The sequence below is a fragment of the Corynebacterium cystitidis genome (genome assembly GCF_900187295.1).
Classification (GTDB): domain Bacteria; phylum Actinomycetota; class Actinomycetes; order Mycobacteriales; family Mycobacteriaceae; genus Corynebacterium; species Corynebacterium cystitidis.
The window spans coordinates 2,970,777-2,995,563 of sequence record NZ_LT906473.1; the positions used below are offsets into that span (position 1 = coordinate 2,970,777).

The 24,787-nt window shown below is 59.7% G+C and carries 21 protein-coding genes, 1 tRNA gene and 1 pseudogene; 8 read left to right on the plus strand and 15 right to left on the minus strand.

The annotated features are described in order from the left end of the window. Nucleotides 1-9: 9 nt before the first annotated feature. Nucleotides 10-816 (minus strand): class I SAM-dependent methyltransferase, encoded by an 807-nt coding sequence (locus CKV99_RS13940; RefSeq protein WP_092258121.1) that lies wholly within the window; start codon nt 814-816, stop codon nt 10-12. 10 nt (nt 817-826) lie between these two features. Here CKV99_RS13940 and CKV99_RS13945 point away from each other — a divergent pair, with 10 nt between their 5' ends. Further along, entirely contained in the window at nt 827-1,942 is a 1,116-nt protein-coding gene (locus CKV99_RS13945) for a glycosyltransferase family 4 protein (protein WP_092258118.1), read from the plus strand. Here CKV99_RS13945 and CKV99_RS13950 read toward each other — a convergent pair. Beyond that, entirely contained in the window at nt 1,863-3,377 is a 1,515-nt protein-coding gene (locus CKV99_RS13950) for a hypothetical protein (RefSeq protein WP_092258115.1), read from the minus strand. The genes CKV99_RS13945 and CKV99_RS13950 overlap by 80 nt on opposite strands. Continuing rightward, a complete protein-coding gene (locus CKV99_RS13955) occupies nt 3,374-4,606 on the minus strand; it encodes a porin PorA family protein (RefSeq protein WP_092258112.1) in 1,233 nt (410 codons plus the stop codon). The genes CKV99_RS13950 and CKV99_RS13955 overlap by 4 nt, the downstream gene beginning before the upstream one ends. A gap of 42 nt (nt 4,607-4,648) precedes the next feature. Between CKV99_RS13955 and CKV99_RS14910 the strand changes: the two are divergent. Then, a pseudogene (locus tag CKV99_RS14910) lies at nt 4,649-5,614 on the plus strand (acyltransferase family protein); the annotation flags it as partial. 43 nt (nt 5,615-5,657) lie between these two features. Here the strand turns inward: CKV99_RS14910 and CKV99_RS13965 are convergent. Together CKV99_RS13965 and CKV99_RS13970 are read right to left on the minus strand one after the other, a co-directional pair. Continuing rightward, the gene (locus CKV99_RS13965; RefSeq protein WP_092258108.1) at nt 5,658-8,804 is read right to left on the minus strand and encodes an alpha-(1->3)-arabinofuranosyltransferase domain-containing protein; all 3,147 of its coding nucleotides are present in this window, start codon (nt 8,802-8,804) and stop codon (nt 5,658-5,660) included. A 16-nt stretch (nt 8,805-8,820) separates the two neighbouring features. After that, nucleotides 8,821-9,018, minus strand: a complete 198-nt coding sequence (locus tag CKV99_RS13970) for a DUF2613 domain-containing protein (protein WP_092258105.1) — start codon at nt 9,016-9,018, stop codon at nt 8,821-8,823. Nucleotides 9,019-9,190: 172 nt separating this feature from the next. Between CKV99_RS13970 and CKV99_RS13975 the strand changes: the two genes are divergently transcribed. The 3 genes from CKV99_RS13975 (at nt 9,191) to CKV99_RS13985 (ending at nt 14,223) form a co-directional block, all read left to right on the plus strand. Continuing rightward, on the plus strand, nt 9,191-10,393 hold the full coding sequence (locus CKV99_RS13975; RefSeq protein ID WP_231910107.1) for a glycoside hydrolase family 3 N-terminal domain-containing protein: 1,203 nt from the start codon (nt 9,191-9,193) through the stop codon (nt 10,391-10,393). 124 nt (nt 10,394-10,517) lie between these two features. Beyond that, entirely contained in the window at nt 10,518-12,143 is a 1,626-nt protein-coding gene (locus CKV99_RS13980; protein WP_435383982.1) for a VanW family protein, read from the plus strand. A 277-nt stretch (nt 12,144-12,420) separates the two neighbouring features. Next, nucleotides 12,421-14,223 (plus strand): glycoside hydrolase family 15 protein, encoded by a 1,803-nt coding sequence (locus CKV99_RS13985; RefSeq protein ID WP_092258096.1) that lies wholly within the window; start codon nt 12,421-12,423, stop codon nt 14,221-14,223. Between the two features lie 45 nt (nt 14,224-14,268). Here the strand turns inward: CKV99_RS13985 and CKV99_RS13990 are convergent, their stop codons facing one another. The 6 genes from CKV99_RS13990 to CKV99_RS14015 form a co-directional block, all read right to left on the minus strand. Beyond that, a complete protein-coding gene (locus CKV99_RS13990) occupies nt 14,269-15,120 on the minus strand; it encodes a M23 family metallopeptidase (RefSeq protein WP_092258093.1) in 852 nt (283 codons plus the stop codon). Nucleotides 15,121-15,368: 248 nt separating this feature from the next. Continuing rightward, complete coding sequence (locus CKV99_RS13995; RefSeq protein ID WP_092258090.1) at nt 15,369-16,091, minus strand: DUF981 family protein; 723 nt, start codon at nt 16,089-16,091, stop codon at nt 15,369-15,371. Nucleotides 16,092-16,098: 7 nt separating this feature from the next. Continuing rightward, nucleotides 16,099-16,380 (minus strand): hypothetical protein, encoded by a 282-nt coding sequence (locus CKV99_RS14000; RefSeq protein ID WP_092258087.1) that lies wholly within the window; start codon nt 16,378-16,380, stop codon nt 16,099-16,101. Nucleotides 16,381-16,549: 169 nt separating this feature from the next. After that, nucleotides 16,550-17,275, minus strand: coding sequence for a CPBP family intramembrane glutamic endopeptidase (locus CKV99_RS14005; protein ID WP_092258084.1), 726 nt, complete (start codon nt 17,273-17,275; stop codon nt 16,550-16,552). A 679-nt stretch (nt 17,276-17,954) separates the two neighbouring features. Continuing rightward, a complete protein-coding gene (locus CKV99_RS14600) occupies nt 17,955-18,200 on the minus strand; it encodes a hypothetical protein (RefSeq protein ID WP_197697198.1) in 246 nt (81 codons plus the stop codon). Between the two features lie 371 nt (nt 18,201-18,571). Further along, nucleotides 18,572-18,645: transfer RNA gene (locus tag CKV99_RS14015), tRNA-Gly, on the minus strand. A 110-nt stretch (nt 18,646-18,755) separates the two neighbouring features. On the opposite strand from CKV99_RS14015, the gene dcd reads away from it, so the two are divergent. Beyond that, nucleotides 18,756-19,322, plus strand: coding sequence for a dCTP deaminase (gene dcd, locus CKV99_RS14020; RefSeq protein WP_092258081.1), 567 nt, complete (start codon nt 18,756-18,758; stop codon nt 19,320-19,322). A gap of 39 nt (nt 19,323-19,361) precedes the next feature. Next, the gene (locus CKV99_RS14025; protein WP_092258078.1) at nt 19,362-19,712 is read left to right on the plus strand and encodes a hypothetical protein; all 351 of its coding nucleotides are present in this window, start codon (nt 19,362-19,364) and stop codon (nt 19,710-19,712) included. A gap of 10 nt (nt 19,713-19,722) precedes the next feature. Here CKV99_RS14025 and CKV99_RS14030 read toward each other — a convergent pair whose 3' ends face one another. The 4 genes from CKV99_RS14030 to CKV99_RS14045 all read right to left on the minus strand — a co-directional run bounded on the left by CKV99_RS14030 (nt 19,723) and on the right by CKV99_RS14045 (nt 23,894). Next, nucleotides 19,723-20,958 carry a YibE/F family protein gene (locus CKV99_RS14030; protein ID WP_092258076.1) on the minus strand — a complete coding sequence of 412 codons (1,236 nt, stop codon included), beginning with the start codon at nt 20,956-20,958 and terminating at the stop codon, nt 19,723-19,725. Then, a complete protein-coding gene (locus CKV99_RS14035) occupies nt 20,958-22,256 on the minus strand; it encodes a pyridoxal phosphate-dependent aminotransferase (RefSeq protein ID WP_231910109.1) in 1,299 nt (432 codons plus the stop codon). Before CKV99_RS14035 ends, CKV99_RS14030 begins: the two co-directional genes overlap by 1 nt. 77 nt (nt 22,257-22,333) lie before the next feature. Further along, nucleotides 22,334-23,413 carry a DUF4179 domain-containing protein gene (locus CKV99_RS14040; RefSeq protein ID WP_092258073.1) on the minus strand — a complete coding sequence of 360 codons (1,080 nt, stop codon included), beginning with the start codon at nt 23,411-23,413 and terminating at the stop codon, nt 22,334-22,336. Beyond that, entirely contained in the window at nt 23,406-23,894 is a 489-nt protein-coding gene (locus CKV99_RS14045) for an RNA polymerase sigma factor (RefSeq protein WP_092258071.1), read from the minus strand. Before CKV99_RS14045 ends, CKV99_RS14040 begins: the two co-directional genes overlap by 8 nt. A gap of 236 nt (nt 23,895-24,130) precedes the next feature. Between CKV99_RS14045 and CKV99_RS14050 the strand changes: the two genes are divergently transcribed. Next, nucleotides 24,131-24,742, plus strand: a complete 612-nt coding sequence (locus CKV99_RS14050) for a DUF1707 SHOCT-like domain-containing protein (protein ID WP_231910110.1) — start codon at nt 24,131-24,133, stop codon at nt 24,740-24,742. Nucleotides 24,743-24,787 lie beyond the last annotated feature (45 nt).

Consider the following 24,787-nt stretch of genomic DNA (forward strand, 5'->3'; position numbering starts at 1 on the left):
AGAATCTGATCAATCTTCCGCAGCGCCTGACGGAACGCGCAGTACAACAACAAGGTTCGACACAGCAAACTCGCGCAGCACAGGAATTCGCACCATCCACCACGCCCACCACGGGTGATACCGTGGAAATGCAGCGACAAGCTCGCCACCTCCAGCAGCTTCAGTCTCACGCGCCCAATCCAGCCCCTCCGCGCATGACACAGCAAAAAGGCTTTCGCCAAACACGTTCTTCGGTGGGTGCCCGTGCTTCTTCTCATAGCGGTGCCGCGCAAAATCCCCGCCCACGTAGTGTTCCCACAGCCCGGTTTCATGGCCGCCAAATGGGCCCAACCACACGGTGTAACTAATAATCACCAGGCCACCGGGCCTTGTCACACGCAGCATTTCCTCAGACATCCCCCACGGATCTGGGGTGTGTTCCACAACGTTGGATGAGTAAGCGATATCAAAACTGTGATCCAGAAACGGCAAGTGGGAACCGTTGGCACGCACGGAACCAAAGCCGCTCAAACCGGCAGCGGCCAGCTCGGAAGCATCTGGTTCCACACCCACATACCAGGCACCGCGCCGAGCAAACTCAGAAGCAAAATAACCAGGCCCGCCACCAACATCCAAGACTCGTGCCCCCGCAAGCCTCGTGCCACCAACATCGCGGGCCAGCGCGTCGATAAGCGACGCAGTATCAACGGCCAAGCCGGAGTAGAAAATATCAGGCCGTGGCTGCTCATACTTGAAAGACCGCAACAGCCCCATCGAACGGGACAAGGTGGCAAAGCGACGGGTACGCGAAAGACTCACAAGGATCCACGGTAGCATCGAAGACCTAATGAAGATCTTGTTGATGTGCTGGCGTGATACCACCCACCCGCAGGGCGGTGGCTCTGAGCGCTACCTCGAGCGCGTCGGCGAATACTTGGCTGCCCGCGGCCACGAGGTGATCTACCACACCGCAAGCCATACGGATGCGCCGCACACCACCCGGCGCGGGGGGATCACGTTCCGGCGCCGGGGCGGGAAATACACCGTCTACCTGGCGGGAATCTGGGCTATTGTGCGGCACCGGCCGGATGTGGTCGTCGACACGCAAAACGGTATCCCCTTCTTCGCGCGCCTGTTCACCACCGCGCCTACCATCTTGCTGACGCACCACTGCCACCGCAACCAGTGGCCCGTGGCCGGCCCGGTGATCTCCCGGCTGGGCTGGTTCCTCGAATCGCGCCTTGCGCCGCGCGTCTACCGGGGCGCGCCGTATGTGACGGTGTCGGAGGCATCCGCAGCCGACCTGGTGGACCTTGGGGTGCGCGCGGCCGACATCACCATCATTGAAAACGGAGTGGATCCCGTCCCCAACAGTACGCCGGTGCTTGCCGACGACGGCCTGATCCACCTTGTCACCTTGTCACGGCTTGTGCCCCACAAACACATTGAAGACGCCATGGACACCGTGGCCACCATGGACGGGGTGGTCTTGGATGTGATTGGCTCTGGCTGGTGGGAGGACAAACTGCGCGACTACGCAGCGCGGCTTGCTAATGGTGCCGGCAAAAAAGTTGTTTTCCACGGCCAGGTCACCGAGGACTACAAGCACGCACTGCTGGCACGCGCTGCCGTACACCTCATGCCCAGCGCTAAAGAGGGGTGGGGGCTTGCCGTGATCGAAGCGGCGCAACACGGAGTGCCGTCGGTGGGCTACCACGATGCCGGCGGTCTGCGCGATTCGATCCGCGACGGTGAGACAGGGGTACTCGTTGATACGCCCGCCGAGCTTATCGCAGCAACACGCGCGCTTATCGACGACCCCGTGCGCCGCCGCATCCTGGGAGACAACGCGCGGACGTGGGCGGGCACGTTCTCGTGGGAGACTACCGGCGCGCGGTTTGCGCAGCTGGTTGAGCAGTTACACGGCGAGAACTCGCAAAACCCAAAGCAAGCAGGGGAATAGTAGCCCACAGGCCCAGCAGGATCAGACCCGGCCACGGGGTGGGCGGTGCCGGTGCGTCGGTGTGCTCGATGGTGCCGTCACGGTAGACGATGAGGTTCGGTTCAATGGGGGAACCGGACGGGGAGTCGATGAGTTGGCCGTCGACGGTGAGCGCACCTGTTTCAATTACGTTCATCGCCTTGGTGGCAGGGTCGACCACGGGGATGCCGTCGGCACGCGCGATGAGCGTGGGCCTGCCGACGAATTCGACGAAACCCGTACCGGCTTCCTCTGCGACACCACGTGGCAACTCAACTGCGATGGGGCGCAGCACCCCCAGCTCGGAAGGCGCGTCCGGGGTCTGCAGAACTGTCAGAGCGATGGCAGCGATGGCCAGGAGACGGGGCAGAGCACCGGCAGCTGCCACATAGGCAGGTATGGCCAGGATCAGCCACTTTTGGCTATCACGAAACAGCCCTGCACCCGGAATGGTTTCCACCACCCAGCCCAGCACCCCCGGTGCTAACCAGGCGGTAAGCGCCACGGCAAAACCGGCGGCTGCCAGGAGTACCAGGGGCCGCGGGATGCGCCTGAAAGAGGCAAGCAGGACGGCGAATAAAGCCACCCCGGCCAGCGCGAAGCCCTGCTCGCGCGATGCTGGCACCGCCTCCGCATTCCAGATCCCGCCCAGGCCCATAAGCGCACCAACAGTGCCCACATGCTCCTCAGCGCGCGGCGCAAACACTTCCACCGCCGCGCGTGACGACGTCCCCGTGCCCGGCTGCAGCAGCCCCGTTACGGCCCACGGTGCGCACACCAACACCGCGGCCACCCACACCTGCCACCTGCGGTGGGTGGCAAGCGCCGTCGCCACCGCGGCAAGCCCACCAGAAGGTGTCAACGAACATGCCCACACCGCGACGATCAGCCAGCAGGTGCGCCGGGTAAGCCCCAACCACGCCACCAGCGGCAACAGCCACGCCGCTATTACCAGCGACCAGTGCCCTTGCAGAAGGCGTTCCACAACGAAAGGGTTCGCCACGGCGATTGTGATGGCAGCGGCAGCACTTGCTGCGCTGCGGGTCCTTGCTGCGCTGCGGGTTCTTGCTGCGCTGCGGACCGGTGAGGGGGGAGCGTCGATAAGCGAAGAAAGCCGAGCAGCGCCAAACGCGCCGGCAGCGGCCGCCCCAACCATGAGCACACGCACCACCCACGTCGCAGGAAGAACCAGACCCGCGATAGCCAAGACTGCATCTTGGGGCACATTGCGCCCCGGCAAGCTACCGAGGCCCAGCGAGGCATAGGTGAGAAAAGGATGATCCACCACCACCATGTCGCGCATGGCAAACGCGCCGGTCCCCGCGAACAACGCCCACGTCATTGCGCCAATCACAAGTGTTGCCCACGCAGCTACAGCGGTGCGAGCAAGAAAGGCAGTGGTACGCGGTGAGGTCATTTACTAATATTTGCACTGTGCTTGCGGCGGCGCAGAATCAACCACGCAAGAACCGCAAGCGCCAAGATGGTGGTGACGTTTGCCAACCAGGATACAACCTGAAGCACACGGATCTGTTTTATCTGCGGGGTGGCCGTCTCGGTTTGGGCTTGCCTGGTTGCCTCATCAAACTCAAAATCCGCGCGGAGTACGGTACGGGCCGGGTTGTTTAAGCCCTCGTCGCTGATTTCTTGGGCCTGCACATTGTTCTCGGCCAAGAAGATATTTACGGCGACCTTCTGGTTGAGCACGGTGCCGGTTTTCGGTTCAATGAAGAAGGTCCGCTCGGCGTCATAGTATGGCTGTAAAGCCACCTTTTGGCCCTCGGCATAACCAAACCGCTCCATTTCTGCGGGGGAGAAAAACCGCTGCGCCGGGCCCTCGGTGACCGCAGCGACCCCCTCCATGGTGGCCTCGTCCAACCCCAGTGCCACCTGGATCTGCGCCGTAGAATCAAGGGCGGCGAAGGCCTCTTGTTGCTCCAAGCTCAGCACCTCTGGCTGGCCCGCCAGCGCCGCTTTGACGAGGTTGGTGACGGGAATGTCGGTGTGGAACTCGTAGGTGCGTACCCCATTGACCTCGGTAGGGTTGACATAATCCAGCGGCACGATGTTCCGCACGACCGGGTCCGCGTACTGGTAGGAGCGCCGCTCCGTCTCAAATGGGAAGAAGTACCGCAACCCCTCCAACGTGTGGGGAGGTACTTCGACACGGGTATTCAGCGGCCCAATGGTAAACAGCTTCGCCGCCACTGGCTCTCGCACCGGGTACGCTGAGTCACGATTCAACCGGTGGTGGTCTTCGACCTTGGCATACAGTTCGCCGCCGATCTTGAGGCGTAACAACGAATCAACGTTGGTTTCAAGGAACGTGTCTGTCGACGACGTGGTGATCACCTGGGTGAGTTCGGCTGGAGCGTGCAGATGAGTGCAGCCGGGCACGCCAAGATCCACGCAGCGTACCGACGGATTATCCACCGGGTCTAACTCTGGGTCTAACTCTGGCCGCAAGTTCAGCACCACTGATTCCTCGGACACCAGGCGGACATTAGTCTGTGCACCATGAGGCAGCAGTTTCATGAAGAAGACCGCGATCGGAGGCACCAAGTTGCCAATAACAATGGCCACTACTGCAACACTTGCGGCAAGGATGATCCCCCGCTTGTTGCGCGCCCGATCAAAAACCGCCATCGAACAACCAGACCTTTCCACTAAGCTTATCGGGGAATCATTATGACAGGTGCCGAGAAGTATTCTACGAGCCACCACCTTCCAGAGCTCTCAGGCTTGCGGGCAGTGGCCGCCTTAGGCATCGTCGTTACGCACGTGGCCTTCCAAACCGGCACGGAATCGGCCCTGTTGTCCCGCTTCGACTACTTCGTTTCCGTTTTCTTCGCGCTGTCCGCCTTCCTCTTGGCGCGCCGGTGGCGGCCGCAGGGGTATTACGCTAAGCGTATCGCCCGCATCGCCCCGGCATACCTCGTTTGTGTGACCATCGTGTTATTAGCGCTGCCACAGCTGTCAGGAGTGTCCTGGGGCCAGGCCGTGGCCAACCTGCTTATGGTGCAAATCTATGTGCCAGACGGGTTGATCGCGGGGCTGACCCAGCTGTGGTCGCTGTGCGTCGAGGTTGCCTTTTACCTGGTACTTCCGGCGTACATGGCCTTGGGGCGACGCGGGCGTGTGGTGGCGTTGGTCGTCGGCACGTGCCTGGCCCTGCTGTGGCCGTGGCTGCCGTTCGTGCACGACTCGATCGACGCCTGGGGTGTGAACTTGCAGATCTGGCCGATTTCGTACGTCCCGTGGTTTGCGGTGGGGTTGGTGTGCGCGGAAGTAGAGCCGCGCTTAACGACGAACACCCGGCGGCTGAGACACCTGCAGCGTCTGTTGCGCCCGCGGTGGCTGTACTGGCTGGTGGCGTTAGCGGTGGCGTGGTTCGCAGGACTTGAGGCGGTGGGGCCGCTGGGGTTGGAGCACCCGAGCCCTGCTCAGTTCAATGTGCGCGTGCTGTTGGGCACGGTGTTCTGCGCGTTGGTGTTGGTTCCCTATGCGTTGGCGCCAGCTACTGGTTCGGGCCCGGGCGTGCTGGCAAGCCCGATGATGCAGGCTTTAGGCCGCTGGTCCTATTCCATTTTCCTCTGGCACGTTGCGGTTTTGTCCGTGGTTTTTTCGCTGCTTGGCGTGCCAATGTTTTCCGGTGGTTTCTTCGACTTCTTCATTGTGCTGGCAGCCACCGTGGCCATCAGTATCGCCGTGTCCTACATCTCTTATGAGCTTGTGGAGAAGCCAGGATCGAAGGTGGTACAGCACGTGCTAGGCTCCGGGGCGCAGGTGCCACCAGGGCAACCAGAGCAACAGCGCCAGCTACGGCCACAGGCACCGAATCTCCCGCGTAGCCAGCAGTAGGCCACGGTGCGCGGGCTAACCACAGCCCCATCATCGCTACTGCACCACCGGAGAGTACCCAGCGAGGAATCACAGTCCAACGAGCAACCATCACGGCCACAGCTGCACCGATCGCGCCGGGAATACCGCCAACAAGAACGGCGGTGGCAAGAGGAAGAAGGACGATCCCCCAAGACTTATGTCCCTGAGGGCACGGCGATGACGAGGCGGAATCAGGTGTGCATGCTGAGATAACACCGCTGCGAGGATGACGGGCAGCTACCCAGACGCGCCAGATGCACCACAAAAGGGTCAATGCGCCAAGAGTGCCACCGGCGACCAAACTGAAACGGTAGGCAGGCTGCCCAGCAAAACTGAAGGTCACCTCACCTGATACCCCGGCGGGCACGACAAAGGAGGTCATTCCGGCGTCGATACGCTGCGGCAACAACTCGTAGCCACCGACGTGGGCGCGCAGGCCCTCGTTGAAACTGCGGCTGGTAAGGATCCGTTGCGGAACTGCTGAACCGTCGGGCCCAGTCACTGTGCTGGCGGTGCCGTTGAACGGTTCCCACGCGGCGGTAGGCGCTTCGCGCCCTGCGGACCCACGCTCCAAGGTGAGCACTTCTTCGCGGGACTCAAGCACATGGAATCCGGCCTCAAGCTCTACGGGGCCGGCTTCATAGTCCTCACCATCGATGGTGGCAGGCCCGCTGAGCTGCCACGTGTCCGCCTGCCCGGTGGTGAATCCGCGCTGCAGAGTAGAAGTGGCAGGCATGAGGCGCTGAAACATGAACACCTGGGCATTCGGTGAGGTATCCGGCACGGTCACCAGGCGTTGCACTCCGGTGTCGAGCTCGGCGATGCCCACCGGTTCGGTCAATTCCACCCGCACCGTGTCCCCCGGTACGCGCACGGTACGCGGCGAGTAACCAGACAGGGAAATCTCGCGGTCATAGTCCCCACTGATCACGCGCACCGTGGTGGTTGCGGTGGCAGTGATGGTCACTTCACCATCAGTCACTGTCGATTCGATCCAGCCGATGTCGCCTGGCTGTGGCCACCACGAAGTACGGGTAGTGCCATCAAAGGCGGCGGTCAAAGACTGAGAAGCATTCGCCCCGCCAAAACTGGACGCGTCTGCTGCCGACGACGACGCCCGCGCACTACCACCGGTCTCTGCCACCCCAACCCGTGCGCCCTTCGACCAATAATCCGGCACACGGTTGTAAATATCGTCACCTTCTTCCAGGTCGCGCAGGTGAGCTGACACGGCCGAGTCAAGAGTTCCGTAGTTGCGCACAGCTAACGCGGGAGTATCAGTAACAATGTGCGCGTCCGTGCCAACAAGCGTGCGTGGGGCGTACCCATAAAGCGCGTTGAGCAGCGCCAACGATTCCCCACCCCCAGCCACCCGCACCGGCTCGCCAGAGGAGACCATCATGTCGCGGCTCGGCTCCACCAAATACACGTCGATCTCCCCGAAACTTCTCGGGGTGCCGGGCAGCTCAAGGTCGGTTTCAGAACCCTCCAAATCGTGGCGCACCAACACCGCCCCAATCCCAAAGGAGCGCAGCGCTTCGTCGGCACGCTCCGGATCCTGCTCGATGGTGGCAAGCAGGCCGTCGAGCCCGCGGATCGCTTCCGGATCCACCAACGGGATCGCATCACGCACCGCAAACGGAGTGTCCGACAGGGCCTGGATCGGCTCGTCGCGTGTCCAACCCCAATCCTGCCTGGCAAACGATGCCGCCGGCAGCACCAGTGTGCGCGTATTCGGGGCATGCTTATCGACGAACGCGGCCGCCTCATACCAATACTCGGGCACCTCCTCCCACGTGCCCTGGTGGGCGAGCCGGCCCGACCATGCTGGTGCCGTGGCAGCCAAAACAATCAGCCCCACAGCAGTCACCGCCGGACCCTTCACACGGAGGTAACGCACGTGGGACAACACATATCCCACGCCAAGCACCAGAGGAAGACGCACCAGCGGGTCCAATTTGTGTACGTTGCGGAAAGGAGCCAGGGGGTCGTCGAGAAGCGACAGCCACCACGTACCCAGCGGGCCCTGGCCCAACCCAAGCAGGAGCACACCAAGGGCCAGCAGTGTAACCAAGTAGCCGCGCCACGGCATGGAACGCGCAGCCAGCCCCGCCATACCCACGGCGGCGACAGCGGCGGTGGCCAGCACAAACACAGGCTCAGCAACCAGCAAATAACCGGCGGTACGCTCCGTATCCACAAACGGTGCCCAGCTGGTAGTGCCACGGAGAATCTCGGCGAAGTTCAACCAATACGTGGTAGTCGCAGAAGACTCAATATAGTCCGTAAACGGCGGCGAATAACGCCCCAGCACAAGCAGCGGTCCAATCCACCACGCGGACACCGCAGCACACCCAGCCAACCACAACGCCAGCGTCTTCCACTGGCGGCGGTAGACCAAAAAAAGACCTGCCGGGATACACGCCAGCACAGTAGCAGTGGCGTTGACCGCGCCCATGAAGGCCACCGGGATCGTGCCGGCGCAGGCACGGGAGCCCTCGCAAGCTCGGGCACGAAGGAAAGGGAGGAGAGTCCAGGGCACCAGGGCCACCGGCCACGCCTCCGAGGAAATAGCTGTCAAGGTAGTGAGCACCCGCGGGCTTAACGCATAGAGCACGGCAGGGGTAATCGTCGATACGCGACCCTGAAAACCCAACCTCCGTGCAAGAATGAGCGTGCCGGAATATGCCACCCCCATCACCACCGCCCACCACAGGCGTTGTGCCACCCAGTCTGGAAGGGGCTCGGTGAGCACGAAAAACAGGCCCTGGGGGAAAAGATAACCGGAGGCCTGATTCTGGATCTGGCCCAGCGTGAACTCGTCAGTATAAGCACTGGTAGCCCGCGCTAAAAAGCCCGCAGGGTCAAGAGAAAGGTCAAGTTTGGTGTCAGCGGCGGTGCGGCCGGGGTCCTGGAGGAAAGCCAGCAGGGTCAGAACAATCCAACCCACAACGTGCGCCATCGGCACCCCCGTGGCTCTACGAGCGGGAACCGTACTCCGGCCCGCCCAGAACAGCCTGGTCAGCCGGCACAGCATTGCCCTGTGGCACAGTGGACTGTCCCGAGAAACTTGCAATCCCCAGCACCCCTACCACTCCTAAAGCAATGCCGACAACAGTGCTAGCAATCACAGGGCCAGCAGTACGGCGCGGTAAAGAGGAGGAAGAAGTGCTCATGCACCATACCTTAACAGGTGTTGAGCCCCCGCCATAGATATTCTTCTTACGAGATGTGATGAAGAAGACTTGCTCCTACTAGGCTCCTACTAGGCTAGGTGCGTTAGTGAAACAGCGTCAGTGAAACAGTTCTGGGCCCGCAATGGGAACCCGCGAAGGAAAGGAGTCAGCCGTGCAGAAACGCTCGAAAGTAGCGCTTGGTGCCACCGCTTGGCTCCTCGCTGGCCTCGCTTCCTGCAGCTCTGACACCCCGCCCCCGGTAGAGAGCACCAGTAGTTCGGCGCCGGTGGCGTCGTCAAGCGCGCATGTGACGACGCCCAGCGCAACGCCTACACCCAGCCCAACACAACCCCCGCCGCCGGATCCGCGCGAGCAAGTGCCGCAGGACCTGCACGCCAAAGCAGCCAGCCTCATGGTGGTGGGCATCACCGATTTTGATTCAGCGTTACACGCGCTGAACCTGGGCGTGGGTGGCCTCATTATCCCGAGCTGGGCAGATCCCGCTATCTTCACCCAACAAGGGCGCGATATCCACGCGCTGCGCGAGATCGTCGGGCGCCCGTTCACCGTGGCCATCGACTTTGAAGGTGGGCGCGTGCAACGCCACACCAGCGTGTTTGGCGAATTCCCGGCGCCGCGCGCCATGGCGCAGCAGACCCCGGCAGAGGTGCGCGCCATGGCCTTCGACATCGGCACCCGCCTGCGTTCCCACGGTGTGACCGTGGATTATGCCCCGCTTCTCGACGTCGACATCGCCGGGCTTGACGTGGTAGGCGACCGCTCGTTCTCCCATGACCCGCAGATCGCCGCCGACTATGGCATTGCGTTTGCCCATGGGCTCATCGACGCAGGCGTGACCCCAACGTTTAAGCACTTTCCGGGCCACGGCCAAGCCAGTGCAGACACCCACCTCGACAGTGCGGTAACCCCGCACCTAGACGAGCTGAAGCAGGTGGACCTCAAGCCGTACACGCAGGCGATCCCGGCGGCCCCGCAGGCCAGCGTGATGGTGGGGCACATGATCGTGCCGGGGTTGGGTGACGGGCGGCACACACCGTCCACAATTAATCCGGCGGCCTACGAACTGCTGCGCACAGGTAATTACCCTGGTGGGGTGCCCTTTACCGGGGTGGCGGTGACCGATGACTTGTCCGGCATGCAGGCAATCGCCTCGCGCATGGGGACGGCTGAGGCAGTGGTGGCCGCCATCGGCGCAGGCGCAGACCAAGCACTGTGGTCCTCAGGAGCAAAGATTGAGGAATCAATCGGGGCGGTAGTGCATGCCGTAGAGACCGGGGCAATACCCATGTCGCGTATCGACGAGGCGGCCGTGCGCGTGCAGCAACAGTACATTGACACAGGGCTTGTAGGTTGAGAATAAATGTCAAATGAAAGTGCGCCCGGCTAGCAACTTGGCATGTCAGGGGGATACCCTAGTAGTTGTGAGTTCAACTAGTACTTCTGCTTCGAAAAATCGAGCCGGCAAAATCACCTCTGGTGTGATCATCGGCGTCTTCGCCGTGCTGGTGGCCATTTACGTCGCTGACCTGGTGATAAACAAGGACAACGTGCCCCGCGGAACCGCGGTAGGAGGCGTGGAAATCGGTGGCATGAGCCACGAGGACGCCGTGAGCACCCTGACAAGAGAACTCGGCGATAAAGCCAGCGCACCAGTGACGGTCAGCGCTGCTGGGCTGTCCTCCGAGATTATTCCGGCCAACGCGGGCCTAGACATTGACTGGGAAGCCACGGTAGCCCAAGCAGGAAAAGAGTCGAAAAACCCATTCACCCGGCTCTGGGGCATCTTTACCACCCAGGAAGTCGACGTTGTCCCCACCGTGGACGAAGCAGCCCTCAACCCCGAGCTGGACCGAGTAGAACACGAACTCAGCGCCGAACCAGCCGACGGTGCCCTACACATCAACGCAGGCAACGTAGAGATCCAAAACCCAGTGTTGGGGCAAACGGTAGACCGAGCAGAACTCCATGAACGTGTGACCCAGGGCTGGCTCAACCCCAATGGCGTGGAGGTGGAAGCGCAGGAAGTGCAACCGGTGATCAACTCGGACGTCCTCACAGCCGCCGCTGAAGGCCCAGCCGCAAAGGCAACATCCGGCCCACTGCACGTCGCCGGGCGTGACAATGTCACCGCCGAGATCCCGGTGGAACGCATTGGTGAAGTCGTGACGTTCCCGAACGTGGACGGTCGGATCGAGACCCAGGTGAACACCGAAGCCGCCCAGGCAATCTTCGCAGAACAGCTGGCGGGCACCGAGGTAAAAATGGTCAACGCCTCCTACAATTCAGACGGCTCTGTCAACCCGCACTCCGACGGTCTCCAGATCGACTGGGAAACCACGATGGACAACTTCCCTGAGCGCGTGCTCGGTGATGCGGAGCGTACCTGGGAGGCCACCTACGAAGATGCCCCAGCAACCTTTACCACTGCCATGGCAGAGTCCGCGACCTACGACGAAGTAGTCGGCGAGTTCACCACATCCGGCTACTCCCCATCATCCGGCCACAACATTGCCTTAACCGCGCAGATGGTTAACGGCGCTGTCGTGGGCCCAGGCGAGACCTTCTCGTTGAACGGACACACCGGCCCCCGCGGGGCAGCACAGGGCTTTGTGGAAAGTGGCATCATTATTGATGGCCGCGCTGGCGAAGCAGTAGGCGGCGGCATCTCACAGTTCGCCACCACCTTGTACAACGCGTACTACTTCGCGGGCATGACCGACATCACTCACACCCCGCACTCGTACTACATCTCCCGCTACCCAGCAGGCCGCGAGGCCACCATTTATGACGGCGCCATCGACCTGGTGTTCCGCAATGACTCCAAGCACCCCGTTCGCATCGAAGCCTCCGCCGGTGGCGGCAGCGTGACCGTGCGCCTCATGGGGGTAAAAACCGTGCAAGTGGAGTCCATCAACGGTGGTCGCTGGGCGCACACCAAGCCACAGCCACGCACCGTGTCGGGCGGGGATTGCATCCCGTCTGGTGGCGCGCCGGGCTTTACCACGAGTGATACCCGCATCATCCGCGACCTCAACGGCAAGGAGATTTCACGAGAAACTCAGACCACTGTGTATGACCCGCAGCCCATCGTGCGCTGCAGCTAACCGCGCATCGTTTCCTGCGCTACACTGGCCAGCCTTCCGGGCCGTGGGATCCTGCCGGATATTCCTCCAGGGGGATTGACCCATCGTTGAACCCGTCGAGCACCGGCGGGTGCTAGGGCGAAATACCTGGCCAACTCGGTGCCCGCGGCGGCCTAAGCCCAAAGGGCGGACATCGTCGCGGTCATAGTGGTCGAGGTAAAGAGCAATACCAGGAATCAGGAGGCGGCCGGCGAGATCGCCTGCGCGCAGAAGCCACATTTTCCATAGAGTAGAGGGCATGGCCTCAACTCCGCTGGAACAGTACGCACTTTTGTCCGACACCAACACGGCAGCACTCGTGAGCCGGGGAGGCTCCGTCGACTGGCTCTGCATGCCCCGGTTCGACTCGCAGGCGATGTTTGCCAGGCTGTTGGGCAACGAAGAAAACGGGCACTGGACCATCACCGTAACCGGCGGAAAAGTGACCGAATGGGGCTACCGCGAGGACACCTTCATCCTGGAAACCGTGTGGGAATCTGACACAGGCACCGCTCGGGTTACTGACTTCATGCCTGTAGGAACCGGCGGGGTCTTCTTCCAAAACGCGGACCTGATGCGCCGCGTCGAATGCTTAAGCGGTGAGGTCGAAGTCAACGTGGCCGTACGTGCCCGCTTCAACTATGGCCAGGCCGTGCCCTTTACCCGCTACGCAGACGTGGACGGCGACGGGGTGGAAGAAATGTTGGCCGTCGCCGGGCCTGATGCGATCTACTTCCGCGGACCCCGCCTCGAACACGACGAGGCGCGCGGCCACCACGTGAACAACTTCCAGCTCACGCAAGGTGAATCGCTGCAATGGGTCATGCTGTGGGCAGAGTCCTACGGTGAAAAACCAGAAACCCCCGACTACTCCCAAGCCATTGAAACCACCACAAAATTTTGGCACGACTGGATCAGCGACTTCACCGTGGGCGGTGACTACTCCCACCATGTGCGCCGCTCCTTGCTGGTGCTGCGGGCGCTAACAGACTCCGTGACCGGCGGCATCGTCGCAGCACCCACCACCTCACTGCCAGAAGAATTCGGTGGCGAGCGGAATTGGGACTACCGGTATGTGTGGCTGCGTGATTCTGCACTCACCATTGAGGTGCTCGTCCAGTTCGGCTTCAACCAACGCGCCGACGAGTGGCGCGACTGGCTCCTGCGCGCCATTGCCGGTGACACCAGCCAGCTACGCATCATGTACGGCCTGCGTGGCGAGCGCCATCTCCCCGAACTTGAATTAGAGCACCTGAGCGGTTATGAAGACTCCCGCCCCGTCCGCATCGGCAACGGCGCCGCTGAACAGTTTCAGGCCGACGTTGTGGGTGAAGTCATGATCGCCCTGGAAATGCTGCGCGATTCCGGTGTAGAAGAAGACGAATTTACCTGGGGGCTGCAAAAAGCCTTGCTCGAATTTCAGGAAAACAACTTTGACACCCCCGACCATGGCCTGTGGGAAATGCGCAGTACACCCGGCATGTTCACCCACGGTCGCGCCATGATGTGGGCAGGATTTGATCGCGCTATCAAAGCTGTGGAAAAGTACGGCTTCGACGGGCCTGTTGACCGGTGGCGTGAACTCCGCGACAAGCTTTACGACGAAATCATGACCCGCGGCTACAACGCAGAACTTGGCTACTTCACCCAGCGCTACGACAACACAGAAGTCGACGCCTCACTGCTCCAGCTCGCCCAGATCGGGTTCATTGCCTACGACGACCCGAAAATGCTTAGCACCGTGAAACGGATCGAGGAGGAACTTCTCGACGACGCCGGCTTCCTCCACCGCTACGTCACCGGCACCGGCTCCGACGGCCTCGACGGTTCCGAGTACCCGTTTGTGATGTGTTCTTTCTGGCTGATCGAACAGTACGCCAAGTCTGGCCGGCTCGACGATGCGGTAGAAAAGATGGACCGCGTGCTGGCTGTAGGAAGCCCCTTGGGCTTGTTCGCCGAAGAATACTCGCCGGAACATGACCGGCTGGCCGGTAACTACCCGCAAGCGTTTTCTCACCTCGGGTTGGTGCGCGCCACCCACGCCGTGACCTCGCAGCGGTGACCTTGCAACAATAACCTTACAGGGCGCGTAAAGTTTTCCGCTTCTCTAGATGGTGATGCCGTTGGCCGCGAACCATGGCACTGGGTCCACCGCGCCGTTGCCGGTCGGATGGTACTCAAAGTGCAGGTGGGGGCCGGTAGAGAAACCGCGGTTGCCCATGCCCGCAATCTGCTGGCCGGCGACAACGCGCTCGCCCACACTGACATTGAGGGTTTCCATGTGTCCATACAAAGTCATGGAGCCGTCGTCGTGTCGGATGCGAATCCACTGGCCGTAGCCCTGTGCTGGGCCAGAATCGATCACGGTGCCGGCCATTGCCGCGAGGATGGGCGTGCCCACAACATTCGCAATGTCGATACCGGCGTGCAGAGTACCCCAGCGCGGGCCGTAACCGGAGGTGAATACGCCCTGGGCGGGCTTAACCACTGCGGCACCGGTGATGTAGTCGGTAGTGATGCCAAGAGCCTCAAGGCGAGCCTTCTCTGCTTCCGCTGCCGCAGCCTGCTCGGCGGCCGCGATCTCTGCCGCAATGCGGTCAGCCTCCGCCTTGGCTTCAGCGGTACGTTGGTTGCTGAAGTCAACAGCCTTATCCAACTGAGCGTTGAGGTCATGGGCAGGCTTGTACTCATTAATAGTGAGGATCTGCGGGGCAGCGGCCTCTGCCTCCCCAGCTTGGTTGGCAGGTAATGCGTCGGTGTCATTAACAAGGTCAACGTCAGTAATTCCTGGTGCTTCGGAATCCTGCTGGCTAGAGAGGGTGGCTGCTGCCGCGGCCCCAACGCCCGCCGACGACACCGTGGATGCTACTGCAGCAACTAATGCGACGCGACCCTTGGTACGGGAGGGGGAGACCTTACGGTGCTTGCCTCCGGTGGCAGGCCGTGTGTTTAGTAGCATGGAGCCTTCTCTCTTTACGGTGCTTTGTCTACAAACCAATTTAAGACTTTACTCAAAAAGTAAAATGATCCTAAATTTGTGATCGTTTTGTTATCTACTGGGTGACTCTACTCACCGAATGTCTAAGGTGCAAGTACGCGGGGGCAGAGTTTTTACACCCTCCCCGGGTAATGCCAACAGGGAGGGATGATCGTCGATAAGCGGATTAACGCGGTACGACAACTTGGGTGTGTGAACGGCAAAAGCCGTTACTCCCAGGGGAACACGAGCACGTCTGGGTACTGCTCAGGCTGATTGTAGGCGTACGGGAAGAAACCCACATGGCCGTAGAACAGGGTCAGGCCAAGCACGATCCACATCATGCCGAAGAACCAGATCAACACGGTAAAGACCCGGTTAACCTTCTTGCTGGTAAGCGCAAACGGTGCCAACATGGCTGCTGCGCCGGTGCCCACATACATGGAAAACACCATCAGCGGCTCGATAAGACTACCCGAAAGAAGCCGAGCCACGGGCTCAATCTCTGGCGGACGCCACTGGCCGAAGTGCAGACCAGCGATACCAAACAGGATCAAGCCAAGACCACCGATCGCAGCCACGTACAGGATCGGGCGCAGGGTAGCCACAAGATCGAGTGCGCGTAGGCCCTGATCCGCCTTCTCCTCGGCGCGGATGATGGCCACGCCAGCGATAAAGGTGAGGATGCCGTAGAACGCTGCCGGCTCACCAAAAGTCACGTTATCGACAGCGCAGCAGAATGCGCCCTCGATCTGCTCCAGCGGCCACGTGAGCGTCATATGCATACCCGTAATGCCAAGGAACGCTCCCAGGAAGACGAATGCCCAGCCGAAGCCTGAAACGGAGCGGCCCGTGCGGGTGGCGGCGGACTGCATAAAGATAGGCACCAGGATCATGATGATGCCCACGATCAGGCCCATAGTGGTGTTGTAAGTAATGCCTTGCATCAACATGGTCGCATTACTCCCTTTCTGCCAGCATCAGTTGGCGAAGAAACATCAGCGCGGTGACAAGGCCCATGGTCAGTACCCAAACAAGGGTGCCCATGTCCTGGCCGAACACGTCGCCGACGATCCAGAAGAAGATCATGCCGACGATGGTGCCAATGATGATGGCAGCCCAGGTCAGCTTAACCAGCAACGGCGACCACTTGGCGATGGTCTCCTCGCTGAAGTGGAAGGGCTCGAGTTGGCGTGGTTCATGCACCGAGGCCGACTCAACCCTTGATGATTGGTTAGTCATAGCACGTCTTTCTAAAAGTGAATCAATGTGCAAACTTGGCGGAGCTATCCCTGCCACCGACTAATAGTACGCTCGTATTGTTAAACTGTGAAGTAGGTGGAAATTACTGGGGGTAGCTGGCAACAAACTGGATACGCGCCCGGTTGTCGTAGGTGAACAGCATTTTCGCTCACTGGTCGTCGTAAAGTGCTAGCCTCTGCCGAAATTTCACCCAGATAACTATTGCGGCAATGATTTCCAGAATGGGAATCAGGGTTAGAAGAATGTGCCACGCACTGCCATCATCGATTGTTCGGGAAAGAATAACGAAATCCCACGTTGCGTGAAGCATGATCAGCGGAGACAGCCGCCGCACGTATAAGTAAAAGACAGCATAAGCTACCCCGGAAACGGCAGTAGACAGAACCTGCTGCACGGTTTGGCTCGGGGCTTGGCCCCCGAAAATATTGACGGCATGAGCAAGCCCGAATAGCGCTCCACTACCCCACACAACTGCAGGCAGGCTGAACTGGCGTGCCATCGCACCGACAACCACACCGCGGTAAATAACTTCCTCGACCACCCCAACGCCCACCGCAAGCAGCAAAAGAGCAAAGAAAGCTCCGGCGCTTTGACCTCCGCGGGCCAGTGCGACAAAACCAAGGAGAGCAACGGGGATACCGGGAATGAGCAAAAGTGACCATCCCAAGGATGGCCTTAATTCAAACTTGTGCCGGTTCCGCCGCCAATACAACGAGACGGCGAGGAACAGCACCATGATCGGGGCGATCATCGCCACAACAAAATCATGGCCCCCGCCATAAACCACGCCGAGTACGCGGTGGATACAGAGGACGGACCCCGCCATAACCACCATATGGATCAGGGGGAGAATGAGGAAAGAAAACTTTTTCACAGGTGAACTCTAGAACTGGGTTGAGGGACCAAATAATCTTAGGGCATAGTATTTAGCATTTTTAGCATTGGAGCATCGAGTTAGGTTAATGTATCTAATCCCGCGACGGGTTTGGTGATGGGGCTTCAGGGGGGTCTGGAAAATTAACCGTGCTGCGGTGCATGAACGGGCTCGTCCCGCACTTCTACGAAACCGCCATCGCAGGTCGCATTATGAGAAGAGAGTCCGGGTGAGAGTAATTATTCGGATCATGGTGAAGCAGCGATCTGCCGAGTGGGGTCAGTTCAGCAGTCGGGGAACGTGACAGTTCTATCAGTGCCCATGTCCGTTGCAATCGTGCGAAAGGTAACCTCCGTGGCGATATTTCGCGCCAACGAACGAATCGCGGCCCGCATTCGGTCGGGGTCACGGTTCGGTTCGCCATCCAGCCGGACAACATCACTGGAAATAACGTCGTCCACGTAGTCGCGAAGATGAGACTGGGCTTGGGCTGTTGATAAGTTACGGTCCGAGGGCCAACCACCATGAACTAACTGGTCGATACCATCGGACGCATCCGGATAGTGCTAATCCGGTGTGCACCGGAATGCCTGCGGGCATCTTCCGCCGGTACCGAAGACCCCGTAAGAACAAACTGCCCGCGCTCTTGCCGGGCATCAATCTCTCGGCGAACCACATTTCACAGATTCGGTTTCAGCTGCCATTCGTCAATCAGTCGTGGTGTATCCCCAGTAAGGATCAATCCTGGGTCGATTGCCAAGGCTGCATCAATCGCGGGTAGCCCAGAATCCAACGCTACCTCCGATTTTGAGTGTCTGCGCCCAGTTTCAGTTTTGCCGCACGCGCGCACGCCCTCCAATAAAACCCCGCCAGAGTATTCCAGCGCTTTCTCCACCACTTCATCCACGACGCGTTCCAAATACACGATTACCGCCGTCCTTGTAACAAGCCAATTTACCTTGTAGGGGATGTTCTGCCGTCAGTTTAGGGTGAACATTATTGATAGTTTAGGGAGTGTTCTGTTGATCGGCCTTAACTGGAACCTGATAAAGTCGGCCAATTGCGTACGTGATTCGACGAAGCCTGCCAGTGGTGAGACTGAAATCTTGAAGATAGGTTTTTTATTCAGCTCGTCTGAAATAGTCCTAAGGGCGAATCGGGTAGCTTGCGCTCCGTCAGGATCTGAATTTGACCGTCAATGCTGACCCACGGTTTCTTTGGGCTTTGCCACCAGAGCGATCCCTCTTGCGCTGCATTCGCTAACACAAGAGGGTGATTATTGATATCGATGTCACGTGGAGCCGGCGACGGGAATCGAACCCGCACTCTCAGCTTGGGAAGCTGATGTTCTACCACTAAACTACGCCGGCATGATCGGCTCGATCGCCGTTCACACCGACACAGTTTAACACCGCGCCTTAGCGAGCGAATCAACCGCCCCCGGGCCTGCGCCCCAGGGCCCTGTCGTAGACTGTAACCTGTGATTCTTTCTGACCATGACATCCGCGATGCCATCGACTCCGGCCGCCTCAGCATCGAACCGTACGATGCCACCTTGGTCCAACCTTCCAGCGTGGATGTGCGGTTAGACAAGTACTTCCGCGTGTTCAACAATTCCCGCTACACGCACATTGACCCAAAGCGGGAGATGGATGATCTCACCACGCTAGTAGAAGTGCCTAACGACGAGGCGTTTGTGCTGCACCCCGGAGAGTTTGTTCTGGGTGCCACCCTGGAGAAGTTCAGCCTGCCTGCTGATCTGGCTGGCCGCTTAGAGGGTAAAAGCTCGCTGGGCCGTCTCGGCTTGCTCACTCACTCCACGGCAGGGTTTATTGATCCCGGCTTTAGTGGGTACATCACTCTTGAGCTGTCCAATGTGGCCAACCTGCCTATCGTGCTTTACCCGGGCATGAAGGTAGGCCAGTTGGCGCTATTTAAGATGTCGTCGCCGGCCGAAGCACCTTACGGGACAGGCACTCTCGGCTCGAAGTACCAGGGCCAGCGCGGCCCCACCCCATCGAAGTACTACCTCAACTTCCGTGACTAAGCCATTCACGCACCATTTTTCGCTGTAGGATGGCTCACCATGAGTGTTGGGCGTGCCTATGTGGCTTTCGATCTGGACCAAGTCCCCCATGGCGATATCCAGGACTTTCTCCACTGGTTCGACCTTGCCGCCGAGTTCGACGACGATTCTGGGACCACAACTCCCGAGCTGACCCGCTGGTACGAGGCTCTTCGTGCACAGTATCAGCCCACGCCGGGCTGGGATGGCACCAAGTACTTTGTGGCACGGGACTTTGTGTGGGCGCGCATTAGCGACGCCGCAGCTGAAGACACCGCCCGCCAGCTCGCCCGCGAGCTGGGCGTAGGCTTTTATATCACCGGGGACTCCACCATTAAGGTGGAACTCCCCGACGGCACAGTCATCGCTTAACGACGATCACTTAACGACGATCACTGGCAGGCTTGTCCACAGCTGGCTCGGAGCGCACAGTCCACGCCGCAATCAGCGTGGTGATTGGCACCGCCAACGTTAACCCCAGAGCGCCCACAGCAGAGCGCAGCAACTCGGTGGCAACAATATCGTTAGTAAGCACCTGAATCAGAGACGCCTCAGACACCGTGACCAGCAGCAGCAAGGGAAGCGCCGCGCCAACATAAGTCAAAACCAATGTGTACACCATCGAAGCGATATGGTCCTGGCCCACCCGCATTGCCGACGTAAACAGCTGCCAAGGACCCAAATCCGGGTCCGCCTGTGAGAGTTCGTTCACGGTGGAGGCCTGGGAAATGGAGACGTCGTTAAGCCCGCCCAACGCGCCAATGATGAAGCCACACAACATCAAGCCCGTGATCGACACGTCGGGCAGGTAAAGCAAGATGGTGAGGTTGTCGTCGTCGCCAAGCCCCCGCAAGTTCGTGGTGCGGATAGCTAGATCCGCCAGCCACGCCGCCAGCCCCAGAGCGATCAGCGTACCACCCAGCGTTGCGGCGGACTTCCAATTCATTCCGTGCACGAGGGGCACCGTCATAAACATGATGGCAGCACCGGCTATCACCGCCAGCGGAACCGCAGCCCCGCCGTGCAGCAAAGCAGGCAACAAGAAAACGACGATGACCAGAAGCGATACCACCAAACCGAGCAAAGCGCGCACACCACGCCACCACGCGAACGCCACCACCGTCAGCGCAACGACTACAGCCCACATCAGCAGTGTCGGGGTGCGCTGGTAGTCCGCGAACGAATAGTGCTTCGACCCATCTTCCTGCGTGGATTCCACCATCCGGATCTCCGCGCCCTCTTCAAACGTGGGATTACCCGGCACCGGGTGGCTGACCAATGCGGTGCGTTTGCCCTCATTGACACCATTAGTGATGCGTACCAGCGCCCGCTGGCACTCCTCGCCCGGCACATTACGCACAATTTCAGGCGATTCCTCAAAGGCTTGTCCCGTTGAAGGCGAGCTGCACTGACGGTCGTCGACAAGCTCAATCGTGCCCTTGACCTGTGGATGATTCAATGCAAAAGTCGTAGAAAACTCAGGGGCAACAGTCGGCGGCGTCGACGGCGGCCACAACAGAACCAACCCAATGAGCGTGCCAACGAGCGCCGCCGCAAGCCCAGCAAGCAACCCAACACGAAACGGCGAGCGCTCCTCTTTGACAGCGTGGCGTCCCATTATTGGTGATAACTCGCTAGGAAGTTACCCATGCGCTCAATCGCATTTTCCAACTGGGACGCCCACGGCAACGTGACCAGGCGAAAATGCTGCTGATCTGGCATATTAAAACCCGTGCCCTGCACCAACAAGATCTTTTCGGCGCGCAGCAAGTCAAGCGCCAGCTTCTGGTCATCGTGGATCTCATGCACCTCCGGGTCCAGGCGCGGGAAGCAGTACAGCGCACCCATCGGCTCCACCACAGACACTCCGGGGATCTCGCGCAGCTTCTCCACCGCGATATTGCGCTGCTTCAGCAGCCGGCCACCCGCGCCGGTGAGCTCATAGATAGACTGATGTCCACCCAACGCCACCTGGATCGCATGCTGGCCAGGTACATTCGCACACAAACGTGTTCCGGCTAGCAGCTCTAGGCCCTCAATGAAACCTTTCGCGTAACGCTTCGGGCCCGTAATCACAGCCCAGCCAGCGCGGTAGCCTGCCACCCGGTACGCCTTGGACAACCCGTTAAACGTCACGGTGATCACATCAGGTGCGACCTCAGCCATGGAGACGTGCTCAGCGTCGTCGTAAAGAATACGGTCATAGATCTCGTCGGCAAGAATCATCAAGTCGAATTCGCGGGCAATGTCTGCAATGCCCTCAAGCACCTCGCGCGAGTACACAGCACCCGTGGGGTTATTGGGGTTTATCACCACAATCGCCTTGGTGTGCGGGGTGATCTTAGACCGGATATCCTCCAGCGACGGGTTCCAGCCGTCCTCCTCGTCACAGAGGTAGTGCACCGGCGTGCCACCAGACAGGGACACCGACGCCGTCCACAGCGGATAATCCGGCGCCGGGATAAGGACCTCATCGCCGTCATTAAGCAGCGCCTGGGTGACCATGGAGATCAGCTCCGAAACACCATTTCCCAGGTACACGTCATCCACATCGAAGCGGGGGAAATCGTCGATCAGCTCATAACGCGTCACCACAGCCCGCCGCGCCGGGATGATGCCCTTCGACGTGGAGTAGCCCTGGGAGGTGGGCAGCGCTGCGATCATATCGCGCATGATCACATCCGGTGCATCAAAGCCAAAAGCCGCCGGGTTGCCCGTGTTCAGCTTCAGGATGGTGTGCCCGTCCAACTCCATGCGCTCGGCCTCGGCGGTGACTTCGCCACGGATATCGTAGGCCACGCCTTGGAGCTTTTTCGCTTCGCCGAATACGCGTCGCGCTTGACGACGAGCAGGGGTGCCGGGGTCCTTAAAGGACGTATCTGTGTGCTCTGTGTCCTCTGTGTGCGCATCAACCATGGGCGTTATTGTGCCACATGTGCGGTGGGAACAATGAACACAGCCCCGACCGGGGCGGTCGGGGCTGATCGCGCTTACTAACGGGGCAGCCTTGCGTCGCCTATGGTGATGGACTCAACTTGCTCGGGATCGATGATCTCCCCGTACAGCAGGGAGGTTACACAGACATGAGGCTGCTGGTCGAGGTCGCATGATTGACCTTGCTGCTCCAGGACGTGGGTGGAGCCGTCGGAAAGCGTGGCGATTGCTTCCGGCAACCCACCAGGCAGGGTTAAGCCCTCCGGCCACTGGCCAGACTCCGGCAAACTGGAGCGGTCAAAGGGGGCGCTGTCGGTATAGTCCACGCTCACACCCAGCGGCGATAGTGTGGCTGAAGTGATGGTCACCTCCGGGTCTGACTGTGCGCGTGCCTGATTAATAGTCAGTGGCACAGAAATAGGCTGATAGTCAAGTTTAAACTTCAACTTCCACGAGCCTTCAGTAATCAGGACATCATCTGGAAACGGAACCCACAGGTCCTGCAATTCCACCACGGCCGTAGCCGCATTGAGATCAATGCCACCACTCACGCGGTACTGTTCCACCATTTGGATAGTGTTATCGGTAGGGTCCTCATCATAAAAGTAGAGAGAACCAGCCTGGCTATTTAACCCGGGCCGAAAATGAGTGTGGTGCGATTTAAAACCAAGCGGGAGAATTCCATCATCAAATGCGTCCGGCAGGTTGTTAAAAGGCGTGCCATCATCTTTGGTAATGGTGTAGCGGATTGCCACATTACGCTCATCACCAATAACCGCATCAGCTGTGATGGTTACGCCATTATCGCTGGCAGACGCCCCAAGCGGCTGTCCAATCAGCTCAAGTGTGCCAAACTGCTCCGCACCAGCACCAAAAATCTCAGCGGCAAAATTTTGCACACTCGCAAAAGTGCCAGTGGCATAGGCCGCCCCGCCGCCAACCACAAGACCTGCGGCAACAAAAGCAGCAACCAGGCCCTTAGTGGTACGTGACCCGCCGCGCAGCCGCGACCTGCGCGGTGACGCAGCACCAAGCTGTGCTACCAGCTGGTCTTTTTCCTGGTCAGTAAAGTGGACCTGGTTCAGTTCCTGGGTGAGGGAAGTGGACAAGTGCTCGTCGTAAAGCGTGTTCTTATGCATAATGAACTCCTTGCAAAGTTGCTGCTAGCGCGCGGCGTGCGCGGCGCAGGCGCTGGTAAATGGCATCAGGGGTGGAATCGGTCAAGTCCGCGATCTCGGCGGCGGAGTAACCCTCGTAGTAGAAAAGGTGGATGGCGATGCGCTGGTCCTCGGGCAGCTGCTGCACCGCCTCCGTTACCGGCGCAGACTCAGGGTGAGTGTGGGTAGAAGGGTGCTCATGAGGGTCGGAGTCCGCGTGCAGGCGGTGCGCGGCCGACTTGAGCTGATCCTTGCAACGATTAATCGCCGTGCGCAACACCCACGCCTTCTCATGCTCGGGGCTGCGGAAAACCGTGGATGTATGCAGCAGGGCAAGCAAGGTTTCCTGCGTGATATCTTCCGCGTCGGCCCTGTTACCCAGGTAAGAAACGCCCAGGCGCAGGATCATATCGGCGTACTTATCGACGAGCCGCCGTGCCCTTTGATTATCTTCACGTGGCATCCGTGCCTCCCTGTGTTGTGCGGGTATTTACTACTAACACGACTGATGGGCGGGAATCCTGACATGGGGGTGGTTTTCTGCGGAACTATGGCACATTCGGTCGCCAGTTTTCGCTTTTACCGAAGAAATTTAAGAAACTGGCAACCCAAAAGAGCATTTGTGTCTGAAGCTGTATCGACCCCGCCCACCGCTCGACTGATCCACACCTTCAGGCAGACGCATCTATACTTAAGGCTGTGAGTCAACCGTATCGCCCAATAAACCCACAGATGCGCCTGTCTGATGATGAACGCTCAGATGCTATGAGCGCCCTTGGGCGTGCCCTTGCAGAAGGGCGGATCACACTTCCGGAATACGAAAGCAGAATTGATGCGGTGTGCAACTCGAACAACCGTGGCGAGCTTGCTCCTCTGTTTCGCGACATCCCCCACCAACCCGGAGTAGATAGCGGTGTGGAACTGTATAGCGCGAATGAGATCGCAGAAACACACCAGCGCGGGCGAAAAACACGAGCCGGGCTGCTGGGGTTGGTATCAGTCGGATCCATCGCCGGTATGATTACCACCACAGCAGCGACAGGAAGTGGAGCCGGAGTGGCATTTCTCCTGCTTATCCCCACTGTGTTTATTCTCTTGTACGTGATGAAGGTAGGGCCGTCTAAGTGGTACGTGCCTAGCCCACGCCAGTTAGAACGCCAGCGGATGCGTGAAATTCGAGCGGCCCATGCTCACGAAACTGCCCAACGCCGCATCGAACGCAAGCAGCAGTTCGACCAGCTCACCGGCGAAGCTATGGGATTGGCGCAAAATGCCTTAGACCGCTTCAAGGATAAAGGGAACCGCCAATAAGGGGCCAGTACTTGCAGTGAAAGCTGGAAAGTCCTGTCTCGCGCA